At 44.9% G+C, this 14595-nt stretch carries 14 protein-coding genes; 6 read left to right on the top strand and 8 right to left on the bottom strand.

Annotation, left to right across the window (positions count from 1 at the left end; translation table 11 throughout):
• Positions 1 to 55 precede the first annotated feature (55 nt).
• Both nhaD (NKI27_RS00585) and NKI27_RS00580 read right to left on the bottom strand, forming a co-directional pair.
• Entirely contained in the window at positions 56 to 1426 is a 1371-nt protein-coding gene (gene nhaD, locus NKI27_RS00585; RefSeq protein ID WP_406802710.1) for a sodium:proton antiporter NhaD, read from the bottom strand.
• A gap of 177 nt (positions 1427 to 1603) precedes the next feature.
• A complete protein-coding gene (locus NKI27_RS00580; protein WP_265047759.1) occupies positions 1604 to 1981 on the bottom strand; it encodes a hypothetical protein in 378 nt (125 codons plus the stop codon).
• Positions 1982 to 2333: 352 nt separating this feature from the next.
• Between NKI27_RS00580 and nhaD (NKI27_RS00575) the strand changes: the two genes are divergently transcribed.
• Positions 2334 to 3713 carry a sodium:proton antiporter NhaD gene (gene nhaD / locus NKI27_RS00575; protein WP_406802708.1) on the top strand — a complete coding sequence of 460 codons (1380 nt, stop codon included), beginning with the start codon at positions 2334 to 2336 and terminating at the stop codon, positions 3711 to 3713.
• Between the two features lie 173 nt (positions 3714 to 3886).
• Here the strand turns inward: nhaD (NKI27_RS00575) and NKI27_RS00570 are convergent, their stop codons facing one another.
• The 3 genes from NKI27_RS00570 to thiB are packed head-to-tail and all read right to left on the bottom strand — an operon-like array spanning position 3887 to position 7081.
• A complete protein-coding gene (locus NKI27_RS00570; RefSeq protein ID WP_265047758.1) occupies positions 3887 to 4492 on the bottom strand; it encodes an ATP-binding cassette domain-containing protein in 606 nt (201 codons plus the stop codon).
• A complete protein-coding gene (locus NKI27_RS00565) occupies positions 4485 to 6044 on the bottom strand; it encodes an ABC transporter permease subunit (RefSeq protein ID WP_265047757.1) in 1560 nt (519 codons plus the stop codon). The genes NKI27_RS00570 and NKI27_RS00565 overlap by 8 nt, the downstream gene beginning before the upstream one ends.
• A gap of 59 nt (positions 6045 to 6103) precedes the next feature.
• Positions 6104 to 7081: a thiamine ABC transporter substrate binding subunit gene (gene thiB / locus NKI27_RS00560; RefSeq protein WP_265047756.1), complete on the bottom strand. Its 978-nt coding sequence runs from the start codon at positions 7079 to 7081 to the stop codon at positions 6104 to 6106.
• A gap of 301 nt (positions 7082 to 7382) precedes the next feature.
• Between thiB and NKI27_RS00555 the strand changes: the two genes are divergently transcribed.
• Both NKI27_RS00555 and NKI27_RS00550 read left to right on the top strand, forming a co-directional pair.
• A complete protein-coding gene (locus NKI27_RS00555; protein ID WP_265047755.1) occupies positions 7383 to 8213 on the top strand; it encodes a phosphotransferase in 831 nt (276 codons plus the stop codon).
• A gap of 106 nt (positions 8214 to 8319) precedes the next feature.
• Positions 8320 to 9015, top strand: coding sequence for an SMP-30/gluconolactonase/LRE family protein (locus NKI27_RS00550; protein ID WP_265047754.1), 696 nt, complete (start codon positions 8320 to 8322; stop codon positions 9013 to 9015).
• Between the two features lie 302 nt (positions 9016 to 9317).
• Here the strand turns inward: NKI27_RS00550 and arsJ are convergent, their stop codons facing one another.
• The 3 genes from arsJ to NKI27_RS00535 are packed head-to-tail and all read right to left on the bottom strand — an operon-like array spanning position 9318 to position 11934.
• Positions 9318 to 10553, bottom strand: coding sequence for an organoarsenical effux MFS transporter ArsJ (arsJ, locus tag NKI27_RS00545; RefSeq protein ID WP_265047753.1), 1236 nt, complete (start codon positions 10551 to 10553; stop codon positions 9318 to 9320).
• A 6-nt stretch (positions 10554 to 10559) separates the two neighbouring features.
• Positions 10560 to 11564, bottom strand: a complete 1005-nt coding sequence (locus tag NKI27_RS00540) for an ArsJ-associated glyceraldehyde-3-phosphate dehydrogenase (RefSeq protein ID WP_265047752.1) — start codon at positions 11562 to 11564, stop codon at positions 10560 to 10562.
• 16 nt (positions 11565 to 11580) lie between these two features.
• The gene (locus NKI27_RS00535) at positions 11581 to 11934 is read right to left on the bottom strand and encodes an ArsR/SmtB family transcription factor (RefSeq protein ID WP_265047751.1); all 354 of its coding nucleotides are present in this window, start codon (positions 11932 to 11934) and stop codon (positions 11581 to 11583) included.
• 130 nt (positions 11935 to 12064) lie between these two features.
• Between NKI27_RS00535 and NKI27_RS00530 the strand changes: the two genes are divergently transcribed.
• The 3 genes from NKI27_RS00530 (at position 12065) to NKI27_RS00520 (ending at position 14474) form a co-directional block, all read left to right on the top strand.
• Positions 12065 to 12703: a cytochrome c oxidase subunit 3 family protein gene (locus tag NKI27_RS00530; RefSeq protein ID WP_265047750.1), complete on the top strand. Its 639-nt coding sequence runs from the start codon at positions 12065 to 12067 to the stop codon at positions 12701 to 12703.
• 41 nt (positions 12704 to 12744) lie between these two features.
• Entirely contained in the window at positions 12745 to 13056 is a 312-nt protein-coding gene (locus tag NKI27_RS00525) for a cytochrome C oxidase subunit IV family protein (RefSeq protein WP_265047749.1), read from the top strand.
• Positions 13057 to 13313: 257 nt separating this feature from the next.
• Positions 13314 to 14474, top strand: a complete 1161-nt coding sequence (locus NKI27_RS00520; RefSeq protein WP_265047748.1) for a site-2 protease family protein — start codon at positions 13314 to 13316, stop codon at positions 14472 to 14474.
• Positions 14475 to 14595: the final 121 nt, after the last annotated feature.

Here is a 14595-nt window from a genome sequence, read left to right as displayed (position 1 = left end):
ATAGTTATTATTCTGTAAGGTGCCGTCCAAAAATCATGCATTACCTTATTAATGGCTAACCATTAATAAGGTAATGTGCATAAATACTGGCGGCGTAGCCAAGTGCTATCGCCCAACTCCATTTCATATGGCTAAAGAAGGTGTACATGCCTCTCGACTGCCCCATCAACGCGACACCGGCTGCAGAACCTACAGAAAGCAAGCTACCGCCCACGCCCGCAGTCATCGTCACTAATAGCCATTGGTAGGTATCCATTTCAGGGTTCATGGTCAAAATCGCGAACATGACTGGAATATTATCGACCACCGCTGAAAGCAAACCTGCAATAATATTGGCATTGGTTGCACCGAGCCCCTCATATAAAAAGTGAGAAACATAAGCAAGATAACCAATAGTGCCCAAACCACCGACACAGAAAATAACACCGAAGAAGAACAGTAACGTATCCCACTCGGCACGCGCTACTTTAGTGAAGATATTAAACTCAGAGACCGTATCGCTCGCTCGGTGTAACGTAATTTTGAGGTAATAAGAGAAGAAGAATAGGTAAGACAACCCCATCATCATGCCTAAAAAGGGTGGTAAGTGTAGCACTTGTTCAAAGCTAACGGCGGTCATGATGGTACAAAGAAACAACAAACAAATGACCAAAGCACCTTTTTTAAGCGCTACGCTTTCTTCTGCTGCAGTCGGCGTTTCGTTCGGCACTGCAAAATTCATAATAATAGCGGGCACCAAAAAATTGACTACAGCGGGAATGAATAAACCAAAAAAACCAAAGAAATCGACATGCCCAGATTGCCACACCATCAGCGTAGTGATATCACCAAATGGGCTAAACGCACCACCCGCATTTGCCGCCACCACAATATTAATGAATGATAACGCAACAAATTTCGGTTTATCTGCGCCTACTGCAAGGACCACAGCGCCCATTAGTAGCGCGGTGGTGAGGTTATCGGCAATAGGGGAGATAAAAAACGCAAGAAAGCCGGTTATCCAGAATAATTGGCGATAGCTAAAGCCCTTACGCACCAGCCAAGAACGTAATGCTTCAAATACATTTCGTTCGGTCATGGCGTTGACGTAAACCATCGCAGTGAGTAAGAACAGCAACAACGCGGCATATTCTAATAGGTTGTGATTAATGGCCACTTCTACTAACTCTTTACCGTGTTCACTCCCTCTAGCAAGTAAAGCCACTAATATCCAGATGATCGAAGCAGCCAAAATGACCGGTTTGGATTTTCGTAAGTGGATAAACTCTTCAGCAATCACTAGTCCATACGCTAATACAAATATAATTAGGGCCACAATGCCTAGAGAAGCCGTCGTCATATCCAAATGTCCCATTACGCCTTCAGATGCTTCGGCGGGTAGAATCACTACTAGCGATAACAACAAACTCGTTAATATATTTTTCAAGGTTCGTCCTCATATTTCAGCGCAATAGGTTCTATTGAGAACTTATCGTCACTGTTTAACCCTTAGGTACTAATGAAACCTATAAGTACTATTTAAAATTTCATAAAAATTACGGTCGATTCATCAGCCGTACTTAATAAGTCGCTGTCATCAGACCATTTGTTTAATTTTTAGAGATTATGCAGGAGGCGCTTGAGGGGTCAGTGGCGAGAGCGTAACACGTGTTCTTTTCCACTGAGCTGGACTGGCAAAAGACTTGCCGATTAAGCGTTCGTTCTGGGATCCATTGATATAATCATAAGAATTGACAGCTGCATGGGTGTCATTTTCATCATCATGACCATCAAGTGCATCGACATTATGGCAGCTGACCTCTAGGTAAGTCGGCGCATCAAAAGACAAAGATGTAGCAGAGCCCGCAAACAAAAGCGTCACTAAAATGAGTAACAATATTTGGGTTGGACGCATAACGGAAGCTTCAGTGTGCCAATAATCGTGCAAAAATACTCTTAATAGGCTGCAAATGCAATGGCTAAAAAACCACTCATTTTTCATGGTTTCATGCCCCTTTACGCAAAATAAAATACTTAGGGTCACCTCACTTTAGCGGCAGTGAAGAATAATGTTTGAAAAATTCAAAGCAGGCATATCCAAAAAAGTATAAAATAGCGCGCCCGAAATTGACGGCCGTTAACTTGAGTTACCTTGCTGTCTAACACCTAACGGTCTATATGATTAATGACACTTTTTAATAAAAATGCCGTTTAACTTGGTCAATATCAATTACAAATGACGAGAAATGATCAAAATACACATATTTACGTATTTTGAGGCTGGGCTTGATCGACTCAAGGCTAATCCCTAAACGTTTCAAACACGATTTTTAGCTTAAAAATGAGGACGAAACTTGAAAACCTTCCTGCACACTCTGTTGCTATTTTTTGCAACAACACTCCCTGCAGCCGCATCTGGATCTTCTTCTGGTGGTGCTAGCTTAGATATGATGGCCACCGGCTTAGGTATTGCCGCACTGGTAATATTTATAATTGCCTACGGTTTAGTTATTGCCGAAGAATTTATTCACCTGCGAAAGTCCAAGCCCGTTATGTTAGCCGCAGGGTTAATCTGGATTATCGTAGGCCTTCTCGCCAAAGAAGTTGAAGGTGGTAAAGCTCTAATAGAAGGGGCTATTAACCACAACCTATTAGAATATGCTGCCTTATTGCTATTTTTGCTCACCGCAATGATCTATGTAAATGCCATGACTGAACGAAACATTTTTGAAGCATTACGCTCTTGGTTAGTGCGTAAGGGCTTTAGCTATCGTCAGTTATTTTGGATTACTGGATTTCTTGCGTTCTTTATCTCCCCTATTGCCGACAACCTCACCACCGCGCTACTAATGGGCGCTGTGGTCCTTGCAGTAGGCGCAGATAAACCGAAATTTGTTGCGGTTGCCTTTGTGAATATTGTGGTGGCCGCAAATGCGGGTGGTGCATTTAGCCCGTTTGGTGATATCACCACATTAATGGTATGGCAGTCAGGCCATATCGACTTCTTTGGCTTTTTTGTATTATTCTTCCCATCATTGGTTAACTTTTTGATCCCTGCTGTCATTATGAACTTTGCTGTACCTAACGAGACCCCCCCTCCAGGTAGCGAAGATGTATCGATCAAGCGAGGCGGCATTCCAATCTGTATATTGTTTATGTGTACCATCATTACTGCCGTCAGCTTTGAGCAAGTACTACACTTACCGCCCTTTTTAGGCATGATGATGGGGCTTTCATATTTGTTCTTCTTCTCTTATTACATCAAAATTACCGAAAGAAGATCTCTAGAACAAACCGTTGAATTCAATATTTTCACCAAAGTAGCCCGCGCCGAGTGGGATACCTTACTATTCTTCTTTGGTGTTATTTTCTGTGTGGGTGGCTTGGGTACTATTGGCTATTTAGGCTATGTTTCACACTTCATGTACGAAGGTTGGGGCCCTACTAATGCCAACATCGTTGCAGGTTTACTATCTGCCGTAGTCGATAACATTCCGGTCATGTTTGCTATATTGTCAATGTCGCCTGATATGGACAGCTACCAGTGGTTACTAGTGACCATGACAGCGGGTGTCGGTGGTAGTTTACTGTCTGTGGGATCTGCTGCAGGTGTTGCTCTGATGGGGCAATCACAAGGTATGTACACCTTCTTCAGCCATATGAAATGGAGTTGGGCCATCGGCTTAGGTTATGCCGGTAGTATCTATACTCACTATTTAATTAATGGGGTTTAATAGTTCCGATTAATCAGTGTTTTGATAGGGAGCATGATATATGCTCCCTTTTTTATTGTTTGAATATTTTTCTTGGCGGGTTAAATCGCGAGCCGAATAACGCAGATAGGCACCACCGCGTCGGGCTTTAACCCGGCCTACATTTTAGAACGCAACCAATATACTGCAGTATGTTATATCCCCCCCAATACCAAGCACTCATCGGCTAACTGCTCTGCATCTTCTGCCTGATGCGTTACCATTAATATCGTTTTACCTTTCGCACTAGCCGTCTTTTTAACCCAATTAACAGTCAAATGCCTCGTTTTAGGGTCAAGCTCTGCAAAGGGTTCATCCAATAGCACTAATGGCTGTAACCGCAATAGCGTGCGTATTAACGCAATACGTTGCCGCTGCCCTCCCGAAAGCTCTCCCGGTCGTTTTGCCAGCTGATCTAATACCTTTAATTCTCTCGCCGCTTCAATCAAGTCATCTTTAGGTGCGCCACCAGAAAAGCCTAACGATAGGTTTTCCATTACCGATAGGTGCTCAAATAAATTGTGGTCTTGAAACAAATAACTAACGGGGCGCTCTTCCACTGACAGCGCGTTTAATGTCTCCCCGCGCCAGTTTATAGTGCCAGCCAACAGCTCTACAAAACCTGCAATTGCGCTTAGTAATGTCGACTTACCGACACCACTTACCCCCTGAATCGCGAGTATTTTGCCTTCAGCTAACTGCAGATCATACGCCAAGATTTTATCTTCTCGGGCTATTTTTAAGCCGTTTATATTAAGCATGACGAGACTGCACCTTTTCAAATAACCACAAGATAAACACACACAGCACTAACAATACGATCGATGCAATACTGGCTTCTGCAATACGGTAGGTACCCGCATAACCATAAATAAGCCAAGGTAGCGTGGTCCAATCACTCGTACCAAAAATAGAAAATATTGCGACATCGCCCATCGAAAGCACCAGAACTAGTGCATAGGTCGACAAAAATACCGAACGAATAAACGGCCACTCTATTGCCCAACGCTGCAAACCTTTAAGCTTCAATGATCGGGTCAGCGCATCGTATTGATCATCAAATTGATAAAGCCTTGGCTTGAGTTTTTGTATCGCGAACGGCACAACCAATGCGGTATTTAAAATCGCCACAAACACGATCCCCCATCGGTCGATATCAATAATCGGCAATAAGAATATAAACAAACCGACTGAAATCACCATTGCGGGAGCAACCAGTGCATGAGTGGCCAACCATTCGAGCAACACTCGCTTACGCGGTTGTGCCGATACACTCAACTGTCGAATAGGGGTTAACATCGCATAAGCTAACCCCATACCTAAAGAAGCAGAGAGTATCCCCAACCCCAGTGTGATTAGCGTGGGTTTGATGAATGCCCCCCAGTCAATGCGCAATAAATCTCCTTGGGTCACACCAGCAAATAGCGCTAACACCGGTAATAAGAGAGCGAGCCAAACGAGGTAATAACTACCTTTCATCAACCATGATCGCCAGCCAGTGGGTATCGGTCGCCAATCTTCTCGTGCAGTGTCAACCGACAACCAATGACTGTTACCAAAGCGCGAGACCATTAAAAATAGACCTCCCGCTATCAATAACTGAACCCAAGCCAGCATTAGGGCCTCAGCGATATTAAAGTCATATTTTAATGCTTGGTAAATCGCCACTTCAAGAGTCGTCGACTTTGGCCCTCCACCTAGCGCTAGCACAATGGCAAAACTGTTAAAGCACAGCACAAAAATAAAGCCAAACATAACCAGCGCTGAGCCTCGTAAACTCCGCCATTCAATAATTCGCAAGCGTTGCCAGCGGCTCAATTTAAGCTGCATCGAAAGCGTCCAGCTACTATCTGGAATATTTTTAAACTGTTGGTAAAACACCCTAACCGCAAAAGGCATATTGAGGTAAATATGCGCGAGTAAAATGCCATTAAGTCCATAAAGATTCCAGTCTCCTAGGATAGTGACCAGCCAAGGTGAAACCACTCCCGACCGGCCAAGCAATGAAACCAACCCTGTAATCAACACCAGTGTAGGCATCACAAAACAAAGCAAACAAAACGCTAAAAAAACACGGTGGGCGGGCAAATTAGGAAGATAATACAGCGCTCGAGCAATCGGCCATGCCAATACAACAGACAATAGTGCACTTAATAACGCCTGCTTGAGTGAAAAGATCAGTATGCTGTGAAAGTAGCTATCAGTTAACAGCGCCCAGTCAGCGCCATAGTCACTAAAGCCAATCAACCCCTGAAAGGCGAGCACAGTGATAAGAGTCGTCAGAAAGAAACTGACCCATCCGGCTACTTTCATGGGCTCTGAAGCCGGTCTGCTCGAACATTAAGTTTGAGTACTAATATCATTACAAAGCCTTATCGAGTGGCAGCACTACGCCATTCTCTAACCCAAAACTGTCGCTGTTCGGCTACTTCTTTAGGTGTAAAACCAATCCGTTTAGGCGTGATCAGTTCGGCGAATACCGCGGGTAATGTGAGGCCATCGACGACGGGTAACATCCAATTATTAGTCGCAATAATCGTCTGTGCCTCTGGTGAAATAAGAAATGTTAAAAACGCCTTAGCAAGAGGTGTATTTTTTGATGCTTGAGTGATCGCCGCCACTTCTATTTGTGCTACATGGCCTTCAGAAAACTCAGCGGCTTTGTATTGTGTCTTATTTTCTGTCACCACATGATAGGCCGGTGAAGTGTTATAGCTCAAAACGTAATCAGCATCGCCTTTCAAAAACATACTATAAGCTTCCCACCAGCCTTTAGTAACGGTAACTGTATGCTTTGCAAGTTGCTCCCAAGCAGTATCTGACTGATCACCGTACACACGTTTAACCCATAACATTAACCCCTGTCCTGGCGTACTGGTTCTGGGGTCTTGGTAAATAACAGGAGCATCAGATTCAATCAATGCTTTTAGTGAAGTAGGCGGTGTCGTGATTTTCTGGCTGTCATAAATAAATGAAAAATAGCCGTAATCAAACGGAATAAAATCAGCATCAGACCAGTTAAGTTCTTGCTTTAATCCTGTGACCGTTACACCATGCGGCTGAACCAGTTCTTCACCACGCGCCACCTCAATTAAGGCATCATCAATACCTAAAATAACGTCAGCTTTAGTCTTGGTTTTTTCGATGCGCAAACGATTAAGAATACTAACGCCGTCATCAACCGCAATAAACACCATGTCACATTGGCACTGCGCTTCAAATGCCTTTTCAAGCTTTGGCCCGGGGCCCCATTCTGATACAAATGAGTCATAGGTATATATAGTGAGGTCGGCTGCATATGAGGAGGCCGATAATAGAAGCGCGCCGGTAACAGACAATATTTTTTTCATACGTTCCTCAAACACAACAATCAAGAAAAACGTGGAGAGCAAGAGACGCGCAGAAATTTTAAGCTGGCATCGCTCATTCCCTACGCCGGTATTAGCCGAATCAGGTTCTACGGGTAAATTCTCAGCCTGTAAGATAGACTCTAACCTGTGCCCATTCTGTAACGTCTGTCATTCCCGCCTTCGCGAGGATGACAAGAAGGTGCATTTACGGTACTTATGGATGGACACTAACTATACTTTTCAGGCACCCCGATAAGAGATGCAAAAATTCTAACACACTCCCCTTGGAGGAGCTATCAAGGTGACCCCTTCCCCAAAATCAGACAGCACAGAATCAGACCGCCTTATGTTTGAATCCGTCAATCAATTTCTTGGTACGCCTTTGCCTTGGCGAGCCATTGCGTCGAAAGGGTCCACCAATCGCCTTTTAAGTGCTCAATGGGGGGAAGAAAAACTCATATTAAGGATTAATGCAGCGGCAGATTTAGCCTTTGGTGTATCTCGGGAATCTGAGGCGCAAATATTAGCGCTAGTACAAGGCTATCGTTGGGCTCCCAAGGTGATTAAAAATCATTGGCAAGAAGGCTGGTGCGTGATGCAACATCACGGTGAAACAATCAGTCGAACGGCGTGCCAAGCAATTTCCCCCTTATTGATTGAGTCCGTTACACAATGGCAGCGAATACCGCCTGTTGATTCCGCCCGTTTTGACTATACAGCCTTATTTAATGCCTACCGAAGCCGCCTTCTCAACGATCTTGTTGATTCCGCCCAGACAAGCTATCTCTTATTGTTAGATGAACTCATCAATAGGTTTGGCGAGCTCCCCGAAGTCCCTTTGTGTTTAACCCATCACGACCTTCACCCCGGCAATATTTGTGGCCATGAAAAGCAACTCACGGTACTGGACTGGGAATACGCGGGGTTTGGCAACCCTTGGTTTGATGCTGCTTGTTTGCACGCTAAACTGGGCGCCCCCATCGCCATGGTTAGCGCTTTACCTGCGTTCCAACACCTATCACACAAGACACTCAAACAAGGTATGACAAACGCAATAAAGTTGACTAATGTACTAGAAAGCCTATGGTTTTCAGTAAGGTCTAGTGTCACGAGCAACACCTATAATGAATAAGTGGCCTCTCTTATAACAATAATAAAGGTATCTTATGCCTCACTTTTTCAAATTATTATCCATCGGTATTATTACACTCATCTGCATATTAGCTTATAGAGGCTATATGAGTGTCAGCCCTTTCTACCCCATTGAACCGCATTTTTCAGGTCAATGTAAGCCTGTTACAGGCGTCACCGGCGCAGAAGATATTACCATTGATCATGCCAATCAATTTGCTTATATCTCAGCCGATGATCGCAGAGCCACTATGGCCAACAAACCAGTTAGCGGCGGTATTTACGGGTTAGACCTCTCAAAGCCTGATGCGCGCCCCCTGTTATTGACCTCAAGTTTCTCTAAAGACTTTCACCCACACGGCATCTACCTTTACCATAATGATAAAGACGAAGACGTGTTATTTGTCATTAACCATCGAAACAATGGTGAGCAACAGATTGAGATATTTGATATCAATGACGTTGATACACTCACACATCGTCAATCCATCACTTACCCTGAACTGGTGTCACCCAACGATATCGTCGCAATAAGCCCAACTCAATTTTACGCCACCAACGATCATGGCTACCCTCCAGGTCATTGGATGCAACCACTCGAAGACTATCTCGGCTTACCTCTATCGACTGTTAGCTACTATGACGGCAAGCAGGGGCACATCGTTGTAACAGGGTTACAATTCAGCAATGGTATTGCCATCAGCCCCAATTTAAAAACACTGTATGTCGCTGAAATAATGAATCGAAAAATCAGTATTTTTGACCGAGATACTAGCAACGGGTCACTCAGTAAACGCGGATAAATTCTGGTTGATACCGGCGCAGATAATCTCGAATGGGACGAGGTAGGCCACCTATGGCTAGGCGCCCACCCAAGGCTACTAGACTTTCTAGCACACGCCAGTGATGCCACCCACCCATCCCCCTCACAAATTATAAAAATCAACGTTGAGGCAACACCGCCTACGTTTTCTGAGGTCTATTTAAGTGCAGGAGAAGATATTTCAGGCTCCACCGTAGGTTCTGTGAGTGGCAATCTATTGTTGATTGGATCAGTGTTTGAAGACCGCTTGCTCAGGTGTCAGCTTTAACATAGCGATTGAGATTAACTTAGGCCTGAATATGACCTTGGCAGTTTCACTGAAATAACCGCTGTCACCAATAAGAACAAGCCCGATACTAGCAAGCAGGCTTCCAACCCTGCCAGTTGATACACCGCCCCTGACAAAATGGTTCCCAACAAACGTCCCATCGCGTTCGCCATATAGTAGAACCCTACATCCAGCGAGACACCCTCTTCTTTGGCGTAATCTAGAATCAAAAAAGAGTGCACGGATGAGTTAATCGCGAACAACACGCCAAACAATAACAACCCCCCGACCACTAACCATTCATAATTAATGAGTTCACCGAACAGCTCATCTGCGGTTAATGGCGCAGCAATCAATAGCGGAATCAGCATTAAGGGTAACACCCATAAAAACGCCGTGCGTCCATCAGGAATGTTCCCGTGTTTAAGGCCTGTAATCTTCGGCGCGATACCCTGCACAAAACCATACCCCATAATCCACACCGCCATAAACACGCCTACTTGAGTATGGGACCACCCCAATACCACCTCAAAGTACACGGGCAATGCCACCACAAACCAGACATCTCGTGCTCCAAACAAGCACATGCGAGCGGCGGATAAGATATTAATCGAACGGCTTTTTGAGAAAATTTGCGTGAATTTGGGCTTATATTGGGTTTTACCCATATCCCCCTGAAGCAGCAGCACACTGAGTATAAACACCCCAACCAGTGCCGCACTCATACCCAACAACGATGCTTGAAAACCCACCCATGAAAGTAACGCAGCGCCCAAGAAAAATCCCACGCCTTTTAAGGCATTCTTAGACCCCGTAAGAATGGCGACCCACTTATACAACGCCCCTTTCTGCTCTTGGTTCGGCAACAGAAACTTGATCGCACTTTTGGCGCTCATTTTATTCAAATCTTTAGCAATACCCGACAACGCCTGTGCCGCCATCACATAAGGTATCGACAACCAACTGGGGTTAACGGCTAACATCGCCAGCGCGATAATTTGCAGTAGCACACCTAAATTCATGGTTTTGTTAAGCCCCAACCGAGCACCTAACCAGCCACCAAACAAGTTAGTGACCACACCAAAGAACTCATAGAGCAAAAACAGCATGGCTATTTCAAGCGCGGAATAACCCAACTGATAGAAATAAAGCACCACCAGCATCCGCAACGCGCCGTCGGTAATGGTAAATGCCCAGTAAGTTCCAGTGACGACTAGATACTGTTTTAAACTCTGGCTCAACCCACTCATGTTGCTCTACACACTTTTCCCAACTTTAATCGCTAACTCCATCATACGATTCACATAACCAATTTCATTGTCATACCAAACCAGCAGTTTCACCTGACGCTTGTTAATGACCATCGTTGAAAGAGCATCCACAATGCCTGAACGCTTATCGCCCCGGTAATCAACCGATACCAAAGGCCGCTCGTCATAACCTAAAACACCTTTTAGCTGATGTTCAGACGCATTTTTAAGTAGCTCATTCACCTCTTCGACCGAGGTATCCCGCGATACTTCAAAAACACAATCAGTCAATGATGCGTTGGCCAAAGGCACCCGAACCGCAACGCCATTTAACTTACCTTGCAACTCAGGAAAGATAAGCCCAATCGCCGTTGCAGACCCCGTTGAAGTAGGGATTAACGACATACCACAGGCACGTGCACGGCGCAGGTCTTTGTGAGGTTGGTCAAGAATACTTTGGGTATTGGTGAGATCATGAATAGTGGTCATAGAACCATGAGTGATACCTAACCCTTCCTGGATTACCTTGACCACGGGTGCCAAGCAGTTTGTGGTGCAGGACGCTGCAGTAACAATATCAGGCTGATCAATATCATATAGGTGATCATTCACTCCCATCACAATATTCAACGGGCCATCTTTTACTGGACAGGATACCACGACCTTTTTTATGCCTTGGCTAAAATATGGCTGCAAAGCAGGTGTCGTCTTATGCACACCCGTACAATCAACAACAATATCCGCACCCTGCCAATCTGTTGCGGTTATATCGCGGTTCATTGAATAAGAAACCACCTTCCCATCAATCAACAACGACCGCTCATCTTGGGCTTCCGCTTGCAGCGTCCAAGGCCCATGAACGGAGTCAAAGTTAATCAGGTGCGCCGCGGTTTTGGCATCGCCACGGACCTCGTTGATATGAACAATCTCAATTTCAGGCCACGCCCACGCTTCACGCAAAGCGAGTCGCCCCATGCGGCCAAAGCCGTTAATCGCGATTTTAATGGTCATGTGGATTACCTCAATACTAACAACAACTGTTCGATGGCTCGGAAAGCCTGCTTATATCATTTAGAAACTGATCAGAATTTTCGCCATCTTTAACAAAAACATTCATAACTTCGTTTAAAAATACATGATCATCGCTTAACGTGTAATAGATCCAAGCACCTTCTCGACGAGAGTTCAACAACTCATGAGTACGTAAATAGGCCAAGTGGCGAGACACCACACTCTGCGATATTTCAAGCGTATCGACCAAGTCACACACGCAGAGCTCTCCTCGTTTATGCAATAAGAACAAAATTCTCAGGCGCACAGGTTCAGAAAGACATTTAAAAAACTGAGCATAATATTGGGTGGTTTGGGTATTGTTATTCATGGGCTCGCATCATATTTGGCTAAGCAAATATTGTCAACAAAGCATCCTTGATGCATATCTATTCCACACTCAACATTCAGGCGTATGATGGTAGGTACGTAAAGCTGTACTAAAGATGTTAGGGCTGAATATGAGTCAATCAAATAACCACCCACAAGATGGCACATTGGCGCTAGAAACCGCACCGACAGACAACCTTAAGCAAGCCTTTGACCCTCAGGTTATCCCTGGCAACCCCGCGATATGGGTGGGCATTTTTTCTGAGCTTACAGAATTTGCTATCTTTTTTGTGATCTACTTTATTGCCCGCGTTCACTACCCAGACGAGTTTTTGGCAGGGCCGCTTGAGCTTCATACTACGGCAGGCACCATTAATACTTTAGTGCTTATCACTAGTAGTTTTTTTGTGGTTAAAGGGATTTTTGCCTTACGCGAAAACAGGCCCGAGGCCGCTGTTCGGTGGCTATGGATGACCGTTGGCGCCGGTATGCTTTATCTGATTATTAAATACTGGGAGTACCAGTGGAACATTGATAGAGGCATCGAAGTTAATACCAACAATTTTTTTGCTGTCTACTACTACACCACCTTTAACCACATGCTTCACGTGGGGTGGGGTAGCGGCGGCATTATCTGGGCGATCTCACAGATTAAGTCAGGGCGATACACCGCAGACAACCACGCAGGGCTAATTGCCGCCGCTTGCTATTGGCATATGATCGACCTTGCTTGGATTATGATTTTCCCACTGCTTTACGTATTGCGCTAACAGCACTAAAGAATGTAAACACCAGTCTACAGGGTGACGAGATGAGTAAATTGGCAGGTTCAACCGCAGGTGGCAAACACCTCAACGTGTATTGGTTAATACTAATGGCGCTAACACTGTTGAGTGCCTCCATCGCAGAACAGGCCGAACCCGGCCTGCTTATCACTATTGTTATTAGTGCGATGATCGTGATTAAAGCACGACTGGTCATCGACCACTTTATGGAACTAAAAAGCGCGTCTCCTTATATCTACCATTTGATGAACGCTTACTTTTATTTTTTCCCGCTCGCCGCGGTGTTGGTTTGGCTGTTTCCCGAAACACTAGCCGAATGGACTCGTTTAGGGCCTTGAAATAACTCACTTCAACCAGTCATAACCCGTTGCCGTGATGCAGCGGAGTCAAGGAAATTCCCCTCAAAACCCCACACAACCTAATTTCAAACTTCGTATGTCACATCCCTCCTCGATTCCAGTCGCGCCTCCTTTCATCGCGGCTACGAGCCAACGGTGGTAGTGCGGCTGCTGGCTATCGCGTAATGGCTTGGCTCCTTCCCCTATAACAGGCATAATCTCGCGCAGTTAACAATGATTAAACGGGTGATATAGCAGTGGAATTATTAAAGGTCGAGTTCTTGGGTAAAAACCTTCGTTTAGAGGGCTCGATGGCGGGCTGGCAGCAGCTTTTTTGGGGAGATAACTTAGTATCTGAAATTGCGGCATCTGCTGATGATTCTGACTCTAAAGTTCATCATTTTGAAATGAAACTTGTTCGTAACGCCCCGCTTAATCAAGCCAGGGAGTCTCCTACTGAACCCACACATAACGATACAGTGCCGACAGAGCCTTTAATAGAGCTTGTTCAGTGCCGCCTTGAAGTCGACCTGCAATGGCAACCCTTCAACATTCAATACCGCGTACTTGTTAACGGTGAAAACTACACTACAGGCGCTCGGAATAGTAAAGATATCGAACAACAAGTACCTGAGCGCCCGGTTGATACTAAACGAAAGCTCAGCCTGATTGGTTTGGCGTCACTCGGCATGAAACTACTGAAAAGCGCGAAGTTAATCAAGGTTATTTTAGCCGGCGCCAGTCTCGCGGCTTATTCGTGGTTCTTTTCATTTCAATTTGCGTTAGCCCTGCTCGCTTGTCTGGTGTTCCATGAATATGGCCATATTCGTGCAATGAAATACTTTAACATGCCGACTAAAGGCATCTACTTGATTCCTTTCTTTGGTGGTTTAGCGCTCACCGACGGAAAAATAAACACCCGCTGGCAAGATGTGGTGATCTCAATTATGGGGCCATTTTTTGGCCTTATTATGTCTCTGGCCTGTGTAGTGGCTTATTGGATAACCGATAATATCTTCTTTGCCGGCCTTGCCACATTTAATGCTTTGCTCAATATTTTCAACCTACTTCCTATTTTACCCTTGGATGGCGGGCATATTTTAAAAAGTGTTAGCTTTTCAATGAATAGCAAAATTGGGTTGGTCGTCTGTGTGTTAGCTGCGGCGTTTGGGGTTTGGTTGAGTTATAGCCTTGGCTTAGCGCTTCTTGGTTTTTTATTACTGATTGGCAGCATTGAAATCTTCTTCGAGTGGAAAGGCCGACACCAAAGCCATTTGCTGCCTCTTGATCGCTATGGTCAGATATTTACCACGGTTTGGTATTTAGGCACAGTGGCCAGCTTTGTGGCGATTATTTGGTACTTTGCAAGCTCTGGCGACACACTGTTGAGTTTGCCGTTACAAATATTGCAGAGCTAACATTGTAATTACCGGCTGCAATATATTGATATTTTTAGGGAACTAATCACATATTCTCTACTCTGAACCATTTATTACCAGCCCAATATGATATATCGCTAATTTATTAATGGCGGCCGGA

It is taken from the genome of Alkalimarinus alittae (genome assembly GCF_026016465.1).
Taxonomy (GTDB): domain Bacteria; phylum Pseudomonadota; class Gammaproteobacteria; order Pseudomonadales; family Oleiphilaceae; genus Alkalimarinus; species Alkalimarinus alittae.
This window is presented reverse-complemented; position numbering and strand designations above follow the sequence as displayed.